21 protein-coding genes and 2 pseudogenes are annotated in these 17,810 nt (G+C 69.4%); 9 read left to right on the top strand and 14 right to left on the bottom strand.

Translation table 11 applies throughout. The features are described 5' to 3' along the window. Window positions 1–655 precede the first annotated feature (655 nt). The 6 genes and pseudogenes from ACOKM3_RS06710 to ACOKM3_RS06685 all read right to left on the bottom strand — a co-directional run bounded on the left by ACOKM3_RS06710 (window position 656) and on the right by ACOKM3_RS06685 (window position 5,226). On the bottom strand, window positions 656–1,057 hold the full coding sequence (locus ACOKM3_RS06710; protein WP_426897914.1) for a hypothetical protein: 402 nt from the start codon (window positions 1,055–1,057) through the stop codon (window positions 656–658). Between the two features lie 259 nt (window positions 1,058–1,316). Then, a pseudogene (locus tag ACOKM3_RS06705) lies at window positions 1,317–1,631 on the bottom strand (acyl-CoA dehydrogenase family protein); the annotation flags it as partial. Window positions 1,632–1,634: 3 nt separating this feature from the next. Further along, window positions 1,635–2,189 carry an NADPH-dependent FMN reductase gene (gene ssuE, locus ACOKM3_RS06700; RefSeq protein WP_426897912.1) on the bottom strand — a complete coding sequence of 185 codons (555 nt, stop codon included), beginning with the start codon at window positions 2,187–2,189 and terminating at the stop codon, window positions 1,635–1,637. Between the two features lie 76 nt (window positions 2,190–2,265). Continuing rightward, window positions 2,266–3,483 (bottom strand): acyl-CoA dehydrogenase family protein, encoded by a 1,218-nt coding sequence (locus ACOKM3_RS06695; RefSeq protein ID WP_426897910.1) that lies wholly within the window; start codon window positions 3,481–3,483, stop codon window positions 2,266–2,268. A gap of 320 nt (window positions 3,484–3,803) precedes the next feature. Then, window positions 3,804–3,908: a putative leader peptide gene (locus tag ACOKM3_RS06690; protein ID WP_426897908.1), complete on the bottom strand. Its 105-nt coding sequence runs from the start codon at window positions 3,906–3,908 to the stop codon at window positions 3,804–3,806. A 187-nt stretch (window positions 3,909–4,095) separates the two neighbouring features. Next, window positions 4,096–5,226, bottom strand: coding sequence for a 5-methyltetrahydropteroyltriglutamate--homocysteine S-methyltransferase (locus ACOKM3_RS06685; protein WP_426897907.1), 1,131 nt, complete (start codon window positions 5,224–5,226; stop codon window positions 4,096–4,098). Window positions 5,227–5,476: 250 nt separating this feature from the next. Here ACOKM3_RS06685 and ACOKM3_RS06680 point away from each other — a divergent pair, with 250 nt between their 5' ends. Beyond that, window positions 5,477–6,022 (top strand): helix-turn-helix domain-containing protein, encoded by a 546-nt coding sequence (locus tag ACOKM3_RS06680; RefSeq protein ID WP_327668343.1) that lies wholly within the window; start codon window positions 5,477–5,479, stop codon window positions 6,020–6,022. Beyond that, window positions 6,019–6,573 (top strand): transposase, encoded by a 555-nt coding sequence (locus tag ACOKM3_RS06675; protein ID WP_327668342.1) that lies wholly within the window; start codon window positions 6,019–6,021, stop codon window positions 6,571–6,573. The genes ACOKM3_RS06680 and ACOKM3_RS06675 overlap by 4 nt, the downstream gene beginning before the upstream one ends. A gap of 11 nt (window positions 6,574–6,584) precedes the next feature. On the opposite strand, the pseudogene ACOKM3_RS06670 reads toward ACOKM3_RS06675, so the two are convergent. Further along, a pseudogene (locus ACOKM3_RS06670) lies at window positions 6,585–7,595 on the bottom strand (NADP-dependent oxidoreductase). A gap of 112 nt (window positions 7,596–7,707) precedes the next feature. Here ACOKM3_RS06670 and ACOKM3_RS06665 point away from each other — a divergent pair. Together ACOKM3_RS06665 and ACOKM3_RS06660 are read left to right on the top strand one after the other, a co-directional pair. Continuing rightward, window positions 7,708–8,277, top strand: a complete 570-nt coding sequence (locus tag ACOKM3_RS06665) for a TetR/AcrR family transcriptional regulator (protein WP_426897906.1) — start codon at window positions 7,708–7,710, stop codon at window positions 8,275–8,277. A 221-nt stretch (window positions 8,278–8,498) separates the two neighbouring features. Then, window positions 8,499–8,936: a hypothetical protein gene (locus tag ACOKM3_RS06660; protein ID WP_426897904.1), complete on the top strand. Its 438-nt coding sequence runs from the start codon at window positions 8,499–8,501 to the stop codon at window positions 8,934–8,936. Window positions 8,937–8,969: 33 nt separating this feature from the next. Here the strand turns inward: ACOKM3_RS06660 and ACOKM3_RS06655 are convergent, their stop codons facing one another. Then, window positions 8,970–9,602, bottom strand: coding sequence for a TetR/AcrR family transcriptional regulator (locus ACOKM3_RS06655; RefSeq protein ID WP_426897903.1), 633 nt, complete (start codon window positions 9,600–9,602; stop codon window positions 8,970–8,972). Window positions 9,603–9,751: 149 nt separating this feature from the next. Here ACOKM3_RS06655 and ACOKM3_RS06650 point away from each other — a divergent pair, with 149 nt between their 5' ends. Together ACOKM3_RS06650 and ACOKM3_RS06645 are read left to right on the top strand one after the other, a co-directional pair. Next, on the top strand, window positions 9,752–10,510 hold the full coding sequence (locus ACOKM3_RS06650; RefSeq protein WP_426897901.1) for an SDR family NAD(P)-dependent oxidoreductase: 759 nt from the start codon (window positions 9,752–9,754) through the stop codon (window positions 10,508–10,510). Between the two features lie 198 nt (window positions 10,511–10,708). Continuing rightward, window positions 10,709–11,521, top strand: a complete 813-nt coding sequence (locus ACOKM3_RS06645; RefSeq protein ID WP_426897899.1) for a hypothetical protein — start codon at window positions 10,709–10,711, stop codon at window positions 11,519–11,521. 104 nt (window positions 11,522–11,625) lie between these two features. On the opposite strand, the gene ACOKM3_RS06640 is transcribed toward ACOKM3_RS06645, so the two are convergent. The 4 genes from ACOKM3_RS06640 to ACOKM3_RS06625 all read right to left on the bottom strand — a co-directional run bounded on the left by ACOKM3_RS06640 (window position 11,626) and on the right by ACOKM3_RS06625 (window position 13,233). After that, window positions 11,626–12,339 carry a nitroreductase gene (locus tag ACOKM3_RS06640; RefSeq protein WP_426897897.1) on the bottom strand — a complete coding sequence of 238 codons (714 nt, stop codon included), beginning with the start codon at window positions 12,337–12,339 and terminating at the stop codon, window positions 11,626–11,628. Continuing rightward, window positions 12,297–12,566, bottom strand: coding sequence for a hypothetical protein (locus tag ACOKM3_RS06635; RefSeq protein ID WP_426897895.1), 270 nt, complete (start codon window positions 12,564–12,566; stop codon window positions 12,297–12,299). The genes ACOKM3_RS06640 and ACOKM3_RS06635 overlap by 43 nt, the downstream gene beginning before the upstream one ends. Next, entirely contained in the window at window positions 12,563–12,745 is a 183-nt protein-coding gene (locus ACOKM3_RS06630; protein WP_426897893.1) for a hypothetical protein, read from the bottom strand. Before ACOKM3_RS06630 ends, ACOKM3_RS06635 begins: the two co-directional genes overlap by 4 nt. Before the next feature lie 257 nt (window positions 12,746–13,002). Then, a complete protein-coding gene (locus ACOKM3_RS06625; protein ID WP_426897891.1) occupies window positions 13,003–13,233 on the bottom strand; it encodes a hypothetical protein in 231 nt (76 codons plus the stop codon). On the opposite strand from ACOKM3_RS06625, the gene ACOKM3_RS06620 reads away from it, so the two are divergent. Next, on the top strand, window positions 13,220–13,882 hold the full coding sequence (locus ACOKM3_RS06620) for a hypothetical protein (protein ID WP_426897889.1): 663 nt from the start codon (window positions 13,220–13,222) through the stop codon (window positions 13,880–13,882). The genes ACOKM3_RS06625 and ACOKM3_RS06620 overlap by 14 nt on opposite strands. A 58-nt stretch (window positions 13,883–13,940) precedes the next feature. Continuing rightward, window positions 13,941–14,771, top strand: coding sequence for a hypothetical protein (locus tag ACOKM3_RS06615; protein ID WP_426897887.1), 831 nt, complete (start codon window positions 13,941–13,943; stop codon window positions 14,769–14,771). Window positions 14,772–14,811: 40 nt separating this feature from the next. Here ACOKM3_RS06615 and ACOKM3_RS06610 read toward each other — a convergent pair whose 3' ends face one another. Next, window positions 14,812–15,780: a LysR family transcriptional regulator gene (locus tag ACOKM3_RS06610; RefSeq protein ID WP_426897885.1), complete on the bottom strand. Its 969-nt coding sequence runs from the start codon at window positions 15,778–15,780 to the stop codon at window positions 14,812–14,814. Between the two features lie 92 nt (window positions 15,781–15,872). Here ACOKM3_RS06610 and ACOKM3_RS06605 point away from each other — a divergent pair, with 92 nt between their 5' ends. Next, window positions 15,873–16,784: an alpha/beta fold hydrolase gene (locus tag ACOKM3_RS06605; RefSeq protein WP_426897883.1), complete on the top strand. Its 912-nt coding sequence runs from the start codon at window positions 15,873–15,875 to the stop codon at window positions 16,782–16,784. A gap of 61 nt (window positions 16,785–16,845) precedes the next feature. Here the strand turns inward: ACOKM3_RS06605 and ACOKM3_RS06600 are convergent, their stop codons facing one another. After that, on the bottom strand, window positions 16,846–17,664 hold the full coding sequence (locus ACOKM3_RS06600; RefSeq protein ID WP_426897881.1) for an IclR family transcriptional regulator: 819 nt from the start codon (window positions 17,662–17,664) through the stop codon (window positions 16,846–16,848). Window positions 17,665–17,810 lie beyond the last annotated feature (146 nt).

Here is a 17,810-nt window from a genome sequence, read left to right as displayed (position 1 = left end):
CCGCTCTACTCATTGCGCTAAAAACTCTCCCTGCCCGGATCGTTAAACCCTCACTTCGCGAACACAGACATTGGTTTGTCGAGCGCGGCGTTTCGGAAGAGTTCCGGATGCCTGTTGCCGGGTTAACCGGTTTTTCCGCCATGCCAGGGCCAATGATGTCTGGCGGCTACCGCCTCCACGCATCGACGTAGTCGTGCTCTCCCGGCGTGAGGGCGGCCGGGTGTGCGCGTCTGCGCGTCACTCGTTGCCCCAGGCATGGAACGCGATGAGACACCGCCCTGCTGCCTCGACCAGAGGCCGAAGTCGGGCTCATCACCGCTGTCACTGGCTGACTCTCGCCCCTGGAGCAGTGATTGCTACGCGCGTCGGATGGTAAAAGCCCTGACAGCGTCCCCGCTGCACATGACGTCATGCGTCGGCAGGGGCTGCGGCGAGGAAGCGTGACTCCCCTTCACGCGCTGCCTCGCAGGCTCCATCCGGTAGCGCAGCGGGACGCGGGAACTGGCCCAGCGACGCAGTGGATGGAGGTTACCCCTCTAGTTGAGGGAATTCCGGGTGTTGGGTGAGTCTCCGCTGATCGGCTGACTGGGGGATCGCCGAGCGTACGGGCCGTTCAGGCGGTCACTGGTGAGGTTGTCGAGTGGGATCCGGACAGTCATCCGGTGCTGCTCCCGTTCGTGCGGGTGGGGCACTGCGGGCCGTGCAGGCTGCCGCTGGTGATGAGCCACATCGAGCAGCACGCGCCGTCGAGGACGGGGCCGGTCGGGCGCGGGCTGTCGGTGCCGTGGGCGGAGCCGCCGGAGGGCTCGGCGAGTCGGCAGCACGGCGCGGCATCGAGGTGTTTGCTGTGAGCGGCGTGGCGGGCCTGCTTCTGCTCGGCGAGGAGCCGGAGGTGATGCGCTCGCTCGCAGGCCGCGCACCACAGGAGTACCGCGGCGGCGTACAGGCAGGGGAGGAGTAGCCACCAACTGAGGGTGAGGCCGAGGTAGATGCCGCCCGCGGTGAGGATTGTGGCGGCGGTGGTGAGGCTGTGGGCCGTGCGTTGTGCGGGGGACATAGGTAGCTCCCGGCGAGCGGGACGACGTGGATGTCGGCGGGGTGGGTGCCGGATGGGCTGTGCTGGTGGCGCAGGTCGGGTGCGTCCTCGTAGTCCTCATTCTCTCAGTAGGGTTCGCAGTCGAGGGCGAGTTGGGCCAGAGCGTTGGCCTCGTTGTAGACCAGAACGTGATCGAACAGTTCTCTGTGGAGGGTGCCGACGAGGCGATCGCAGACTGCATTCGCCCGTGGCGCCAGAGCAGCTCGGTGAAGAGGAACTACCGCTGCTCCTCGGTTTTTTGACGTCGGATCACATTGACGTAGGCGAAGTGGCTCGGTGGGATCTGGGCGAGGCTGGCGTCGGCGGCGGCCGGCAGATGGAAGTTCTCGGCGAGGGTCTCGGCGGAGCCGTCCGCCCCACCGTGTTCGCCGAGGACGGTGACGGCGAGCAGGCCGGACGCGGAGAGCCGGTCCAACTCTGCGCGCGGCAGGCGGCGTTCGACGTCCCGTGCGGAGGCGTCCGTGCGGAACTCCTAGGCGAGCGACGCGGCCACGGTGAGAGCCTCCGCGTGGTCGGCGATGCTGTGGGCGGCCATTGCTCAGCCCGCCGCGGCCGGCAGCGGCGCCCGGCCGAGCGCCGACACGAACTGGTCGAGGACCTGGGTCAGGGCCTCGCCCGCGGCCGACGCGACGGTCAGGGTGCCGTCCTCGTGGGCGGTGAGGTCCTTGTCGAGGGTGAACCAACCCTGGACGATGTGGTCCGCGCCCATGGAACTGAGCACCGGGCGCAGGGCGTAGTCGATGGCCAGTACGTGGGCCGTGGTGCCGCCGGTGGCCAGGGGGAGCACGGTCTTGCCGGTGAGTGCGTACTGCGGGAGCAGGTCGAGGAGGGACTTGAGGGCGCCGGAGTAGGCCGCCTTGTAGACGGGGGTGCCGATGACGATTCCGTCGGCGCGGGCGAACAGCTCGGTGGCCTCGATGATCGCGGGGTGGCGGAAGTCGGCGCCCAGGAGCGCTTCGGCGGGGATGGTGCGGACGTCGAGCGGGATCACCTCGTGGCCCTGGGCGGCGAGGAGCGTATCCAGGTGGCGCAGCAGTTTTCCGGTGCGGGAGGAGGCGGAGGGGCTGCCGGAGAGGGACAGGACGGTGGCCATGGGTGCCCTTTCGGATGGCGGGGCGCCTCCTGTGGTGCGGGAGGCGCCCCGGGAGCGATCGGGAGTACCCGGTCGGTCAGGAGTACCAGGTCGGTTCGGGCAGCTCACCGTCCAGGACCCAGCGTCCGACTTCGCGGCGCTTGTAGGCGACCGGGTCGTGCAGGGTGTGGGTGCGTACGTTGCGCCAGAACCGGTCGAGTCCCTCGGAGCTGGCGGTGGAGCGGGCCCCGGTGACCTCGAAGATGCGGCTGGACACTTCCAGGGCGACGTCCGTGGCGCGTGCCTTGACCGCGGCCACCCGCACCTCGAATTCGCCGCGGGACTGTTCGGTGACCGCGTCGGGCTCCTCGTGCAGTCGCTGCCCTTCGGCGGCGACGGCGTCGGCCAGTGCCTCTACCGCCCACAGCTTCGCGGTGAGGTCGCCGTAGATGTCGATGACGTACGGCTCGTCGGTCGCGCGCTCGTGGCCGCCGTGCAGCCAGGGGCGAGCCTTCTCGCGTGTGTAGGTGGCGGCTGTTTGCAACGCACCGGCCGCGATGCCGAGGTAGAAGCTGACGAACACCAGTTGAATGGTGGGGACGTTGAGGGTGTTGTAGACGCGCGGCTGGAACTCCTTGTCGACGTATCCGGCCGCCGAGGCCCACGGGGTGCGGACACCATCGAGGGTGACACCGCCGCTCTCGGTGAGGCGCTGGCCGATGTTGTCCCAGTCGTCGTGGAAGGTCAGGCCGTCGCTGTCGGAGGGGACGATCGCGAAGACGTGCTGGTCGGTGCCCTCGAAGACGCCCTCCAGGACGGTGACGTCCGAGACCTTGCTACCGGTGGAGAAGGACTTTCGACCGGTGAAGACCAGGTCGTCCCCGTCCTCGGTGACGACGACGTCGGCGTCGCGCGGATTGACGGCTCCGCCGAAGAACCAGCGGTTCCTGGCCGCCTCGGCCTCCACGTGCTCCCACTGCTCGCGGGTGCCCACCAGACGGGCGGCCCAGTTCCACAGGTAGTGGTAGCCGAGGAGCTGGCCGATGGAACCGTCGGCCTTGGACACCTCGCGGACCACCCGGTAGGCGGTCGGCCAGTCCTGGCCCGCGCCGCCGTGCTCGGTGGGGCCGAGCAGGGTGACCAGGCCCGATTCCTTGAGGAGTTGGACCTCGGCGTACGGAGTGGCGCCGGCGTGGTCGCGGGCGGCGGCGTCGGTGGCCAGGACGGTGGCGACCTCGGCGGCGCGGGTGACCCAGTCCTCGGCCGACTGCGGGGCGGGGCGGGCCTGCCAGTCGACGGGCGTGACGGTGCTCATGGTGCGTGACCTCTTTCGCGGAGCGGTGCGGTGCGGAAGGTGGGCAGTACGGAAGGTGCGTGGGTGCCGTGCGGTAATTGAGCGCGTGAACCAGCCCTCGGAGTACGGGAGTTGGTACTCAAGCTCGCGCAGGGCCTCCGTGCCACGGGCGATGAGGAAGCCGTTGAGGCCGAACTAATTTCGGGCACGCCGAATTCGGCAGGATTGCGCGGGAGCCGAATTCAGGCAGTGCGAGGACAGCACGGCACGCCGGTCGGTAGGACGGGTGCGGGTGCTGGGGGAGGGCGGCGGATCAGCAACTCAGTCCGCGCGTTGGCGGCTCAGGCTGCCAGTCGGCGATCAGGGCCGCACGCACGACAGAAAGCACTGGTGACGCGCGCGAGGTCGACATGGAGTCGCCGCGTGAGGTCCAGTTGCTTGTTCATGGATTCGATGCTGGCAGGGCGTCCTGAGAAGCGTCAAGGGAAACCAGACCGGTTTCGCATCGTCGACCATTGAATTTCACGAGCCTGTGACAGGGGAACCCCTGCGCCGTCCGGATTGCCATCCGCATTCTGCTGGCATGCGGACCGCGCTCCGGATCGACGATGAGCGCACAGGGCCCGGGCCGCTTCACACGCCGCCCCACACCTCCTCCGCGGTCTCCACGATGAGCCGTAGCTTGGCCAACTGGTCGTCGATGGTGAGCTTGTTGCCCTCGACGGTGGAGGAGAAGCCGCACTGCGGGGACAGGCACAGCTGGTCGATGTCGATGTAGCGCGAGGCCTCCTCGATGCGCCGCTTGAGGGCGTCCTTGTCCTCCAACTGTGGCCGCTTGGTGGTGACGAGGCCGAGGACGACGTGCTTGTCCTTGGGGACGTAGCGCAGCGGGGCGAACCCGCCGGAGCGCTCGTCGTCGTACTCCAGGAAGAAGCCGTCGACGTCGAGCCCGCCGAAGACAGCCTCTGCGACGAAGTCGTAGCTGCCCGAAGCGGCCCAGGAGGAGGCGAAGTTGCCGCGGCACATGTGGGTGGTGACGCGCAGGTCGTCGGGGCGGCCGGCCAGGGCCTTGTTGATGTTGGCGATGTACGTCTCGTGCTGGTGCTCGGCGTCGCCGCCGATGGAGGAGACGTACGAGCGCTGCTCGGGGTCGTTGAGATAGGCGAGCGAGGTGTCGTCCAACTGGAGGTAGCGGCAGCCGAGTTCGTGCACGCCGCGGATCTGGGCCGCGTACGCGTCGGTCAGGTCGGACCAGAAGGCGTCGAGGTCGGGGTAGACGGACGCGTCGATCGCGGCGCGGCCGCCGCGGTAGTGGACCATGCTCGGCGAGGGGATGGTCAGCTTCGGGGTGACGCCGTCGGTGACGGTGTCACGGAGGAAGGAGAAGGCGTCGGCGAAGATCGTGCGCTCGAGACGCACCTTGCCGTCGATGCGCGTGGAGGGCGGCGCGAACTCGATGTCGCCGTCCTCGTTGTGGAAGCGGACGTGCAGCGACTCGTCCTCCACGCGGCTGATGCCGCCGAGAGAGTAGATGAAGTCCATGTGCCAGGAGGCGCGGCGGAACTCGCCGTCGGTCGCGCTGCGCAGTCCTGCCTCCTTCTGCAGCGCGACGACCTCACGGACCGCCGTGTCCTCGGCGGCGGCGAGCGCGGCGTCGTCGATCTTCCCTGCGGCGTGTTCCGCCCGCGCTTGCAGGAGCGCGGGCGGGCGCAGCAGGCTGCCGACGTGGTCGGCGCGGAACGGGGGCTGGGCGGTGGCGGCCATGGCGGGTCATCCCTTCATCGACTACACCCCACAGCCTCACCCGGAATGATCCGCCTCTCAACCATCTGACCGGAGTCCGTGGGAATTCCCGCGGTACCGGGCGTACGGTGACGGGGTGCCGACGCGCTCCACGTCCTAGTGCTGGATTCCTCTTTGGCGGGGTAGGTGTAGTAGTGCGGGGTGCTGATTCGGGCTGCTCGGGGGGCGAGTTGTTGTGCCAAAGGTGTTATCGGCCCGTCCGGCTTCGGACGTGGCGGAGGAGAGCAAGGTCCGCAGGCTGGCCGGGGCGAGGCACGCGCCGGCTGACTGGATTCTGCGGGCGGGGATCATCGCGCTGAGCTGGGACGGCCTGCACGTTCCGGTGATCGCGCACCGGTTGGGCTGCCATCACAAGACGGTCCGTAAGTGGTTGCACCGGTTCAACACCCAGGGCCTGGACGGACTTGGTGACCGGCCGGGCTGCGGCCGCAAGCGCAGGATCACCGAGGACGAACGCTCCCGCATTATTGCCCTGGTCAAGCTGACTCCGCCCGGCAGACTCGAGATCCAGCCGTCCAACGAACTGTGGGCGGCCGATGTGAAGGGTCCGGAGGAGTGGACTCTGGACGCGCTGGCCGCCACCGCCCAGGCCGAAGGCATCCAGGTCGGCCGGTCTCAGGTCCGCCGGATCCTCATGGCAGAGGGCGTGCGCTGGCGCCAGACCCGTACCTGGACCACCAGCCGGGATCCGGAGTTCTCCCCAAAAGGACGAGGATTGTCGGCCTCTACACCGAACCGCCGAAGGGCACCACGGTGATCTGCGCGGACGAGCTCGGGCCGGTCATCCCGCGTGCCTTCCCACCCGCGCCCGGCTGGTCACCGGACGGGCACCGGATCAAGGCGGAGCTCGACTACAGCCGTGGCCCGGAAAAGACCTGGGTCTACGGTGGCCTGCGGGTGCGTGACGGCATTGAGGTCACCACCACGGCCGCTTCCCGCAACAGCGTCAACTACCAGCAGTTCCTGCAGAGAATCGAGGACGCCAACCCCACCGGTCCGCTCTGGATCGTGACCGACAACCTGTCCTCCCACAACAGCAAGTCCACTCGCGAGTGGCTGGAGGGCCACCCCCGCATCCACCATGCCTTCATCCCGGTCGGCGCCTGCTGGCTCAACCTGCAAGAAGGCTGGTGGCGCCTGTTCCGCAAGGCTGCCCTGGCCGGCCGCTCCTTCTGCGGACCCGACGACATCGCCGAAGTCACCACCGTGGCCACCGCCCAGCTCAACGCCCGTGCCAAACCCTGGATCTGGGGCCGACCGGCACCATCAACGCGCGTCCTCCGGCACCGTTTTGAGTACCGCCTTTGAGGAATCCAGCACTAGGCGACCGTGAGCACGATCTTGCCGCGGATGTGCCCCCGGGCGGCACGCTCGTGCGCGGCTCGTGCGTCCGGGAGCGTGAACGTGCTGTCGATGGCGACGCGGACCGTGCCCGTGTCGAGCAGGCGTCCCAGCCGGCCGAGTTGCACGCCGTTCGAGCGTACCTGGGTGGTTGAGACCGTGACGTCCAGCTTCGCGGTTTCTTGTTCGTCGAAGTCCCCGGGAAATACGGGGAATTGGGCGCCGCCGCGCTTGAGCGTACGCAGGAAGCGGCTGCTGTGGGGGCCGCCTACGGTGTCCAGTACGAGGTCGAGGTCGTGTGCGAGCTCCTCGGGACGGCTCGTGGTGTAGTCGATGAACCGGTCGGCGCCGAGTTCCCTCAGGAACGGTTCGTGCGCGCCGGATGCCACCGCGATGACGCGTGCGCCCTTCCATTTCGCGAGCTGTACTGCGAAGTGGCCGACGCCGCCCGCGGCGCCGTTGACGAGCACCGTCGTGTCGGCGTCGAGTGCCCTCGGGTGATGCCGTTCCTCCTGGAAGGGCGAGGGGTGATCGTGGCCGACATCGATCAGGAACTGCCACGCGGTGAGTCCGGCCATGGGTGCCCCGGCGGCGTGCACGTGGTCGATGCCGGCCGGTTTGCGGGCGAGGTCCGACGCGGGGGCGGCGACGTACTCGGCGTATGCGCTGCCCTTGAAGCTGGGAAAGCGCAGGAGGCCGAAGACTTCGTCGCCCACGGCGAGTCCGTGCACGTCCGTGGCGACGGCCTCGACGACGCCCGACACGTCCGTCCCCGGAACCACCGGCAGGCTCACTGCCGATTCCGGGTCCCCGGGCATCGTGGTCAGCCCGCCGCGCAGGTACTAGTCCGGAGGATTGATGCCGATGGCGTGCACGCGGACGAGCACTTCACCCGGCCCCGGCTCGGGGATCGGTACCTCGTCGTAACGCAGAACTTCAGGGCCGCCGTGCTCGTGGAGCCGGACTGCCCGCATCGTGTGTGTCGGCATCGTTCTTCTCCTGCCAGGGCTGCCGGATACGCTTATCCGGATCAGCGACCCACATAAATGGATCGCTGATCCGAATATATGGACCACCGATCCGGATAGTCAAGAGGCGCAGATGCGGGCCGACGCCAAGAAGAACCGTGACCAGGTACTCGCAGTAGCGGGCACCGCCATCACCGAGCAAGGTGTCGACGTGTCGCTGCGCGACATCGCGCGCAGGGCGGACGTCGGGCTCGCGACGCTGCTTCGGCACTTCCCGACCCGCGAGGCGCTGCTCGATGCCCTGCTCCGCACCAGCTTCGACGAGCTGGCGGCGAAGGCGGACGAACTCGAGGGGATGAGCGAACCCAAGGACGCTCTCGTCTCGTGGCTGCGCGACTGTGTCGCGTGGACGACCGAGTACCGGGGGGTGACCGTGTTGATGGCGGCCGCCATCGAGGACACCGAATCCGCGCTCCATGCCTCGTGTGTGACCTTGCGCGCGGCGGGCGCGCGGCTCCTCACGCGGGCCCAGGCCGTGGGCGCGGCCCGGACCGATATTGACGGCACCGATCTGTTCGCGCTGGTGGCGGCGCTCGCCTGGCTCGGCGACCAGCCCGCGCTCGCCCCCCGCGCCGATCGCCTCTTCGACGTCATCGCGAGCGCGATCCTGACCAGTGCGGGGAGCGGCGGTACCGAAGGGTGACGCCGTGCCGGGGGCATGGCTGAGAGTTGGTCGCGCACGCGGGGCGCAGTGCGAGCAACCCGCCGCCGGAAGCCCTCAAAGACCCGAAGTCTCAAAGACCCAAAGCCTCAAAGGCCCTAAGGCCCAAAGATCCAAGGGGTACGGTCCAAAGAAGTCATTGTGCGTCGCGCGGGCTGTGGAGGACTGTGGGTGACGCGCTATGGGCCGGTAGAGGGGTATGGATGTTGAAGATCACCAAGACCATCGCTCTGAACATCGACGGCACGACCTATCGCGGTGACGTCGACAACGATGCGGACTTGTCCGCTCTGCAGGAGGCCGCGGCCGCGTACGAGGAGGCGGCGCAAGAACTCCGGGCGGCAGCAGAGGAGTTGGGCATCGCTCCGCGCTCGGGGCCGCCGGTGACAGCACTGCCTCCCCTCGGCCGGGGTGCAGGACCGGCCGGCCCGTCGGCCCACGCCGACAGACGGGACCGTCTGTGCACGGAGAAGTACGGCGGAACCTACGATGAGATCAAGGCCTGGGCCCGAGAGAACGGCTATGACATCAGTGGGGCGAAGGCGAACATGCCAAAGCCGCTCGGCAATGCCTTTGCTGAGGCTCACGACTTCACCGTGCCCGACTCCCACAAAGCCACCGCGGCGAAACCGCTCAGGTAACAGTGCGCGAGTGGGCAGGGCCCATGACCCCGGTCAGGTGCCGACCGGGGCGTACCTGGCGAGCATGGTCTGGACGGCCTGTTCGACGGCGTCGTGGATGTCGGAGGCCGCGGGGTTCCAGTCGGTCAGCAGCATGCGGGGCCACAGGACGTAATTGGCGATCATGCCGAGGAACTGGTTCGCGGCGCTCGTGGCGTCCGGGACGTCGGCGTTGCCCGCCTCGTGCTCGGATTCCAAGTAGTCCTGAACGGACGTGAAGTAGGGCAGTTTGCCGAGCTCGAACTGCATCCGCCCCAGTTCGGGGAAGCGGGGCAGTTCGGCGATGACGATCCGGAACAGGGCCGCCATTTCGGGCCGGCCGACCAGGTCGGCATAGCGGTGGCCGACGGTTGTCAGTCCGGAGCGCAGATCTCCGGTCCGTGGCCGCGCGGCGGCGTCGCCGGCGTCACGCTGCCAGGACTCGGTGACGATGGCCTCGAAGAGGGCCGCCTTGGTGGGGAACTGCTTGAACAGGGTGGACTTCGAGACCCCGGCCGCCTCGGCGATCCGGGCCAGTGAGGTGCCGTCGTAGCCGCGTTCCAGGAACAGTTCTGTGGCTGCGGTGGTGATCGCTTCGCGCTTCTGCTGAGCGAGCCTGCGGTGGTGTGCGGAGAGCTCTGCTGCCATGCGGACAGTATGCCGCAGCCCCGAGGCGAGTCACTTGACTCGCCTCTTTGGTCCTGCTTACGGTGCCAGTGAAAGGCGAGTCGAGTGACTCGCCTCCTATCTGCGGCGCCCGGGCGTATTCCGGTAGCCGCGCCGTGGAGGAACAGCTCATGACGAACGACAAGATCGCTTTGGTGACCGGCGGGAACCGCGGCCTCGGACGCGCCGCGGCCGTCGCCCTGGCCGGGCGCGGGATGCGGGTCGTGGTCACCCACCGCGGTGACGCGGCCGGGGTCGAGGAGACGGTGGAACAGGTGCAGGCGGTGGGTGGGACTGCCGCTGTCCTCCGGCTCGACATCGGCGACGTCTCCTCTTTCGCGTCCTTCACCTCCGAACTGAGCGCGCAGCTGAAGCGCTGGGGCGCTTCGCGGCTCGACATCCTGGTCAACAACGCGGGAGTGGGGATCTTCGGGCCGCTGGAGGACGTCACCATCGACGACTTCGACACGGTGATGGGCACCAACGTCCGGGGCACGTTCTTCCTCATCCAGTCACTTGTGCCGCTGCTGGCCGAGGGCGGTCGTGTCATCAACGTCTCGACGTCACTGACCCGCCACACCAGCCCCGCCACCTCGGTCTACTCCGCCTCGAAGGCCGCCGTCGAAGCCCTGAGCCGCACCCTCGCCGGGGAACTCGGCCCGCGCGGCATCCGGGTCAACTCCATCGCCCCGGGACCGACCGCCACCGATTTCAACGGTGGAGCGATGCGGGACGACGCCGGGATGCGCCAGGTCCTGGCCGGACAGACCGCGCTCGGCCGCGTCGGCGAACCCGAGGAGATCGGCGACGCCATCGCCACGCTGGCCTGCGAGGGTCTGCGCTGGGTCACCGCCCAGCGGATCGAGGTCTCCGGCGGCGCCCTCCTCTGAGCGACCGGGCGGCCGGTGTCGGCGCCGGCCCCGCATCGATCCAAGGCAGGCCGTGTCTCAGGGGGCCGTCGAGATTGTCATCACCCCGTAACCGCGCTTCCCCCGAACACACCCGATCAGGCAAGCTCAAGATCGAACAAGGGCACGGCCCGGCCGTTCGACCGGCCGCACATCCATACAGCAACGGGGGAACACACCATGTTTCGCAGCCACCGCCGCAAGGCCGTCCTCACCGCCGCCGCTCTGATGGCCACGACCACTCTGCTGACGGCCTGTCAGGGAGGCGCGGACGGGGGCGACGCGTCGAGCAGTTCCGGGTCGTCGACCGCGGCATCGGATGCGAAGGAGAAGTCCGGTGCGAAGGAGAAGTCCGGGAACGACGGTGCGGGTTCCGCGGGCGGCACGGAGTCGCAGGCCGGCGGCGGTTCGGGAGGTACGTCCCAGGGCAAGGGCGTGAGCGGAACCTGGTTCGGCACCGTCTCCTACCTGGCACCCGGCAAGTACACCGTCAGCGACCTGAAGGACACCGAGCAGGCCTTCTTCACCTCGACCGACACCGACATCCAGGGCGCCGGCAGGATATGCGGCGACGCCGAGGGCCAGGCCGCCACCAAGTGCACCGAGAGCGAGCTCGAAGCCGCGTCCAAGAACGGCGTACCCGCCACGGTGAAGATCAAGAACGGCACGGCGACCAGCGTCGTCGAGGACCGCTCCAGCAGCGGTGGCGGCGACGAGTCGGACACCGGCAAGCCGAACGGCCTGCGCTCCGGGGAGCTCGGCTACCTGGCCCCGGGCAAGTACTCCCTGGTCGACAGCGACGGAAACACCATCTCGTTCTTCAGCGCCACCGCGACGACCATCAACGGCAACGGCTGGATCTGCGGCGAGAACGGCGACAACAAGCGCTGCACCGAGGGCGAGCTCGAGGCCGCGGCGAAGAAGGGCGGCGTGCGGGTCGTCGTCAAGCTCGACAACGGCGCCGCCGTCACCATCGACGAAGAGCACAACTGAGCCACCACCAGGCCGACTTGGCCCGGGTCCGGCACAGTCCAGTCGGATTGGAAGCCGGTCGGCGATACCGCAATCGACCACGCGGTATCGCCGACCGGGAGACGCTACTGCTCGTCGAGGACGCCGGGGGTGTCGTGCAGGACGACGCTCTGTTCGAGCTGGGCGCGTCCCATGTGGAAGCCGTTCACCGGTGCGGTCGTGTCGGCCGTACCGAAGGAGATGCCGAACAGCAGCTTGAGCTCCTTGGGAACGTCCAGGAACTCGCGGACGGTGTCGGCGTACTGGCCGAGCATGGTCTGCGGGATGCCGCCGAGGCCCCGGGCCGTCAGCGAGAGCAGGAAGTTCTGGGCGTACATGCCGATGTCGCCGCCCACCCGGACCCCGTCGCCGAATGCCGGCATGAAGAGGAAAGCGGCGTGCGGGGCGCCGAAGAACTCCAGGTTCTCGCGGGCGTGCGCCTGCCGTGCAGGCCGGTCCGAGCGGGATATCCCCACGGACTGGTAGACGGTCGCGGCGTGCTCGTGGGCCCGGTCGATGTAGGCGCCCTCGCCGAAGTCGGCGTAGCTGAAGGAGAAGTCGGGGGAGAACCGCTCCTCCTCGTCGGCCTTGAGCAGTTCCTTGCTCAGGGCGTCGCGCGCGGCACCCGAGACGACATGCACCGTCCACGGCTGGGTGTTGCAGTTCGACGGGGCGGCCTGGGCGTCTTCCAGCACACCGCGGATGTCCGACGGGGACAGCGGGGTGGGCAGGAACTTCCGGACGGAGTACCGGGAGTTCACGATGTCGGTGATGGACGAAGGTGTGGCGGTGGCGGGCAAAACAATTCCTTTCCAGTGTGGTCCGTGGCGGTGACCACGGTTGAGTCCCACGGGGTCGTTGCAGGGGAGAGGTGGCCGGTGGCGGCCTCCCCCTCGTTGTCGTCCTGTTCGCGGTATCCGCTTTCGATGAGCGCGCGCAGGCGGTCGAGCGCCTGTCCGTCGGCAGCGCCGTCGCCCTTGATCCAGGCGACGGATACGGCCGCGAGGAACAGGTCGTAGCCCTTCACCGACGGGCGTGCGTGCCCCACGCGCTGCGCCGCCCGCTGAAGGCGCTGAAGTACTCCTCCATCGCCCGCAGCCACTGCCGCAACACCTCGGAGGCGTCATCGAGTTGCGCGATGTCCGCCCGGCGCGCGGGGCTGGCGACCTTGCTGTCCCTCGACGCCCATACGTCCTCCTGCCTCATGCGATCCTGCGCGCCCCCATAGCGAAACGGAGGGTGACTCCGTTGAGGTCGAGCCTAAAACGGAGGCTGCATCCGGTCAACTCGTCGCGGGGTGGGGTGCGCGGCCCCGGATGGGCCGTTGACGGAGCCCGGGAACGGGACTTGTGAGACCGCGTACTCGACCGGCACCGGCGGCGCCGGCGACACTTGGGCTCCCGGTGTGGCGCGTGGTCAAGCGGCCGGACTCTCTCCCTCGTGGATGCCAGGAGCCGTACGCTTCAATCGATCGCGACCACCGCGGTCACGGCTTGAGCCGGATCGTCCTGGCCGTTCTTCAAGGAGACGGCACTGAGGAGAATCACCGTGCGGCGGTCCCTACGGTCCACCCTGTCGGCGCTTGCCCGGACCGCGTTGCGCCGGTGTGCCGTCAACAAGGGCTCGGCGCTCGCCGCTTCTTTCGAAGAGAGGTGGGCCGGGACGCCGGATGTGATGGAGATGCGCACCACCAAGAACAACACACTGCCGTTCCTCGGCACGTCCACCGGCACCCTGACCGTCGACGAAGGCACGCCTGCCGAGCGCGTGGCGCAGCTGGTGGGTGAGCTGCGGAGGTATGTCGTCCGTCACGGCAAGGTCACCGGCCGGATCGCGGCGAACGACATCACCTTCACCGTCGTCGCGGACGAGGGGCGCACGGGCGAGGTCCTGGCGCTCTGGCGGTCACTGACGGCCGATGGCCGGGTGAAGCGCGCCGACATCCATGATGCGCCGTGGAGAGAGGCCACCGTCCGTTGGCGGATCGAGGTCACCGCGGTCGATGCCACCGGGGCGTTGACGGTGTTCAAGGACATGTTGACCGAGGGCGGCCGGCACCGGCCGCTCACCGGTGTGACGGTCCTGAGGGTCACCGCGCCGGGGCTCTTTGTGGAGACCGACTTCCACGACGCCTTCCCTGCCGAGGCGATCGCCGCGTACGAGGCGGTTCTCGCTCAGCATTCCGTCACCGGTGCGGCCCTGCGCCGCGACGCCGTGTCCGGATCCGCCGCGACCATCGTCGTGGCGGACAGCGCTGACGTGGCCCATGCCGCAGAACTCGCCAGGAGCGCGGCGCCGAACCTCGGTGCCGCGGTCGAGGTGAGGGGCCGCACCGGTACATGAGCGCGTCGGCCTGCAGGTGCGGGGAAGATTGTCAGTGGCGTGGCGTACAACGGTTCACATGGACAGGGAACTCGAAGCTCGTATCAACGACATCGTGGGGCTGACCGGCTTCGATGCCGAGGGCCCGAGCGTTGCCGAGCAGGCGCTGGTTCAGGAACGTACGCGTAGGACGCGGGTGCGTGCCTGCCAGGGCAAGACCGAGTTTCTTGACCGTGAGAGTGCTGAGCTGCGGTTGCGGGAGATCCGTGAGCGTCCGCGGCACACCGGCGTGGTTCCGCAGCGGGTGTACGAGTGCCCGCAGTGCGGGCGTTGGCACCTCTCCTCGCGCGCGGAGTGGAAGGCGAAGCCGCCGAAGAAGCCGGCGTCCGAGCAGTCGGATGCGTCGCCGGCCTCGTACCGCAAGCGCCGTGCTCGTGCCTTGCTGCGCGGTCGGGAGGCGCTCGTGGCGGCGCACATCGCGGAGTTCAGAGAGGAGCACGGAAGAGGCCCGTCGTGGGGTTACCTGCGTGAGCGTTTCGACTGGACCGTGGCCGAGCTCGCCGGTGTTCTCGAATACCTCGCCCAGCGCGGGGTGGTCACCTACACCGACGCTCCGTACAGCCTGGGGCTCGGTGCCACGCCGCCGGAGGACTTGCCGCGCACGTCGACCGGCCTGTCCGCGCAAGAACAGCGGGAGGCTGTCGCCTGGGTCTGCACGTACGACCGGCGTGCCGGCGGGCACCCCACCGCTCATCAGCTACGGAGTGCCTTCCACTGGAGCGACGAAGAGTACCTGGGGCACCTGAGGAGCCTGGTCGACCTCGGCCTGCTGCGGTACGTCCCCGTGGACGGGACCGTGCAGGTCGGACAGGCCGCACCGCGAGCGTGGACCGAGCGGTCGGACGAGTGAGCACGGGGTGGACTCCTCGCGCTCGTCCGGCAAGGTGAAGTCAGGCAGGGAGCGAGTCGCGGTCGGCTTCTTCGTGTGGTCCGCGTGGGCCGAGCCGGTGGTCGAGCGCGGCACCGACCACGGGGCAGTTCGTGCGGATGACGTCGAGGAAGGCGTTCAGTGCCGGTGACACGTCCCGGGCGCTGAAGGACAGGACCAGGTCGGGCAGCGGCGTGCGCGGGGCCACCTCGCAGAACCAGGTGCCCCGCCGCGGGGCCGTCAGCATGCGAGAGGGGCCCAGGCCGATGCCCACCCCGCAGGCGGCGAGGCCGATGATGGTGTGGATGTCCCTCGCGACGGTCGCGCCTTCGAGCGCCGGCGAGTCCTTGCCCAGCAGGGTACGCAGCCCTCTGGCGACAGCGGGCTCGTCCTCTCCCGATGACACGATCAGCGGCTGACGCCGCAACCGGTCCACGTCCACCGACGGCTGACCCGCGTACGGGTGCGTGCTGCTCACGACCGCGACCAAGTGGTCCTGTCCGATCGGGACCGACACCAACTGCTCGGCCCCGACACCCGCCGGCCGGCCGAGGCCGATCGCCACGTCCAGTTCGCCGGCGACGAGCGCGGCTGTGCTGCGCCTGGTCGCCATCTCGTGCAGTTCCAGCCGCACATCGGGCCGTTCGCGGCCGAACCGGCCGAGGACGTCCGGCAGGGGTTCGAGCAGCGCCGAGGCGATGAACCCCAGGCGCAGCCGTCCCGTCTCGCCGCGCGCCGCCCTGGCCGCGTCGACCGTGGCCGCCGCGATCTCGTCGAGTGCCTTGCGCGCCCGGGAGAGGAAGGCCGCGCCCGCGGCCGTCGGGAACACGCCCTGCCGGGTGCGATCGAACAAGCGGGCGCCCACTTCGCGTTCGAGGTCGGCGATCTGCTTGGACAGCGGCGGCTGCGCGATGCCCAGCGCACCGGCCGCCCGGCCGAAGTGTGCGTGCTCGGCGAGGGCCAGTGCGTACCGCAGGTGCCGCGCCTCCATGTCAGCCTCCCGGCCATATCTCACATGTATCGTCGGCCAGCTTGTCAGATCTTTCGCTGGATGATCGGGGCCGGGCCGCGTGGAATGCGGTCATGGCTGATTCCCCCTCCACCGACACCCGCACCCCCGCCTGTACTGGCACCCCCGCCCGTACTGGCACCGGCACCGGCACCCGCACCGGCACTGTCTTCGTCCTCGTGCACGGGGCGTGGCACAGCTCCGGGCAGTGGGCGGCGACGCAGCGCGCACTCGCCGAATCCGGTGCCGCGAGCATGGCCGTCGACCTGCCGGGGCACGGCTTCGACGCGCCACTGCCCAGCGGATACCTCAAGGCGGGCCAGCCGGGCCTGTCGACCGAGAAGTCCGCGCTCGCCGCCGTGACGATGGACGACTGCGCCGAGGCTGTCCTGGACACGTTGCGCCGGGCCCGCCACCACCGTCGTGTCGTGCTCGTCGCGCACAGCGCGGGCGGCGGCCCCGCGTCACTGGCCGCCGAGCGGGCACCTGAACTCGTCGACGAGATCGTCTATCTCTCGGCCTTCGTGCCCGCCGGACGGCCGCGGTTCTTCGACTATCTCGGCTCGCCGGAGAACGCCACGGCACGGGGCCAGAGCCTCAACCTCGGCGACCCCGGGGAACTGGGCGCCGTGCGGATCAACCCGCTCTCGCAGGATCCCGCCTACGTCGAGGAACTGCGCCAGGCCCACTACCACGACACCCCCCTGGACCGCTTCGACCGCTGGCGCTCGGCACTGAGCCCGGACCTGCCGCTGGCGATCCCCTCCACCCCGGTCGCCGTGACAGCGCAGCGCTGGGGGCGCATCCCGCGGACCTTCCTGCGCTGCGCGGACGACCGCGGGCTGCCGACGGCCACACAGGACCTGATGATCGCGGAAGCCGACCGGGCCATGCCCGGCAACCCGTTCACCGTGCGCACCCTCCCGGGCAGTCACAGCCCGTTCGCCGCCCGGCCCCGCGAACTCGCCGCGGCTCTGCTGCCGTGAGCGGCGTACGCCCCGTCCTCTCCACCTCCGGGACACCGGCGCGGTGGCACCCGCCGTCGCCTCACTCGCCTTCCCGTCGCTCGCCCGGCGCCAGCAGGAGCACCTCGAGGGCCCGGGCGCACGCGCGGGTCCGTTCCAGGAACCAGGGGAGTGCCGCCGTTGTGATCACGTCAGGGGTCGCCCGGACCGCCAGGGCGAACCGTGCGTGGCCCCCGCGGTCGAGGACCGGCACCGCGAGGGTGCGCACACCGTGCGCCGACTCGCCGTCGTTGAGGGCGTGACCGTCCTCGCGCACCCGGGTCAACTCCTCCCGCAGCGCGCCGTGTTCGACGATGGTGCGCTCGGTGAAGGCGGGCAGCGGGGGCAGTGACTCGGGGCCCGCGTCGCCGGGACGCGGCCAGGCCAGCAGTACCTTGCCGAGCGCCGTCGAGTGCAGCGGGCGGCGCAGCCCCACCTTCGGTGTCACCGAACCGCCCGCCACGATCACCGCGTACGGGCCGCTGCGCAGCGCCAAGTCGGCGGTGGCGCCGGTGCGTTCGGCCAGATCGGCGAGTTCCGGTGTGGCCAGATGCAGGCCGCGCTGGTGGTAGGAGAGCCTGCCCAGTTCGGTGACCGAGGGGCCGAGCCGGTAGCGGGACGTGCGGAAGTCCTGCTCCAGGAAACCGGCGGACAGCAGGGTGCGGGCCAGCCTGTGTGCCGTCGACACCGGCAGGTCCAGACGCCGGGCCAGCTCGGAGGCGCTCAGGTCGGGCCCGTTGTCGTGGAAGCAGTGCAGCAGGTCCAGCGCCCGCCGCACCGCCTGGCTTCCCGACGGTGCCCGCGCGGGGGCGGGAACGTCGACAGGAGCCGGGCGGCGGGCGTCGGCGGCGGGGTCGGTCACGGTGCCCCTCAGGTGGACGGCGGCAAGGGGTCTCTCACATTACGGCAGGCCCGAACCCGTGAAATGCGTGCAGGCAATACGCCGTTCACATCCGGTCCCACATGGTGGCAAGGTGCTTGTCGGGCTGTGGAGGGCGTGTCAGGGTG

It is taken from the genome of Streptomyces nidicola, assembly GCF_050106155.1.
Classification (GTDB): Bacteria; Actinomycetota; Actinomycetes; order Streptomycetales; family Streptomycetaceae; genus Streptomyces.
This window is presented reverse-complemented; position numbering and strand designations above follow the sequence as displayed.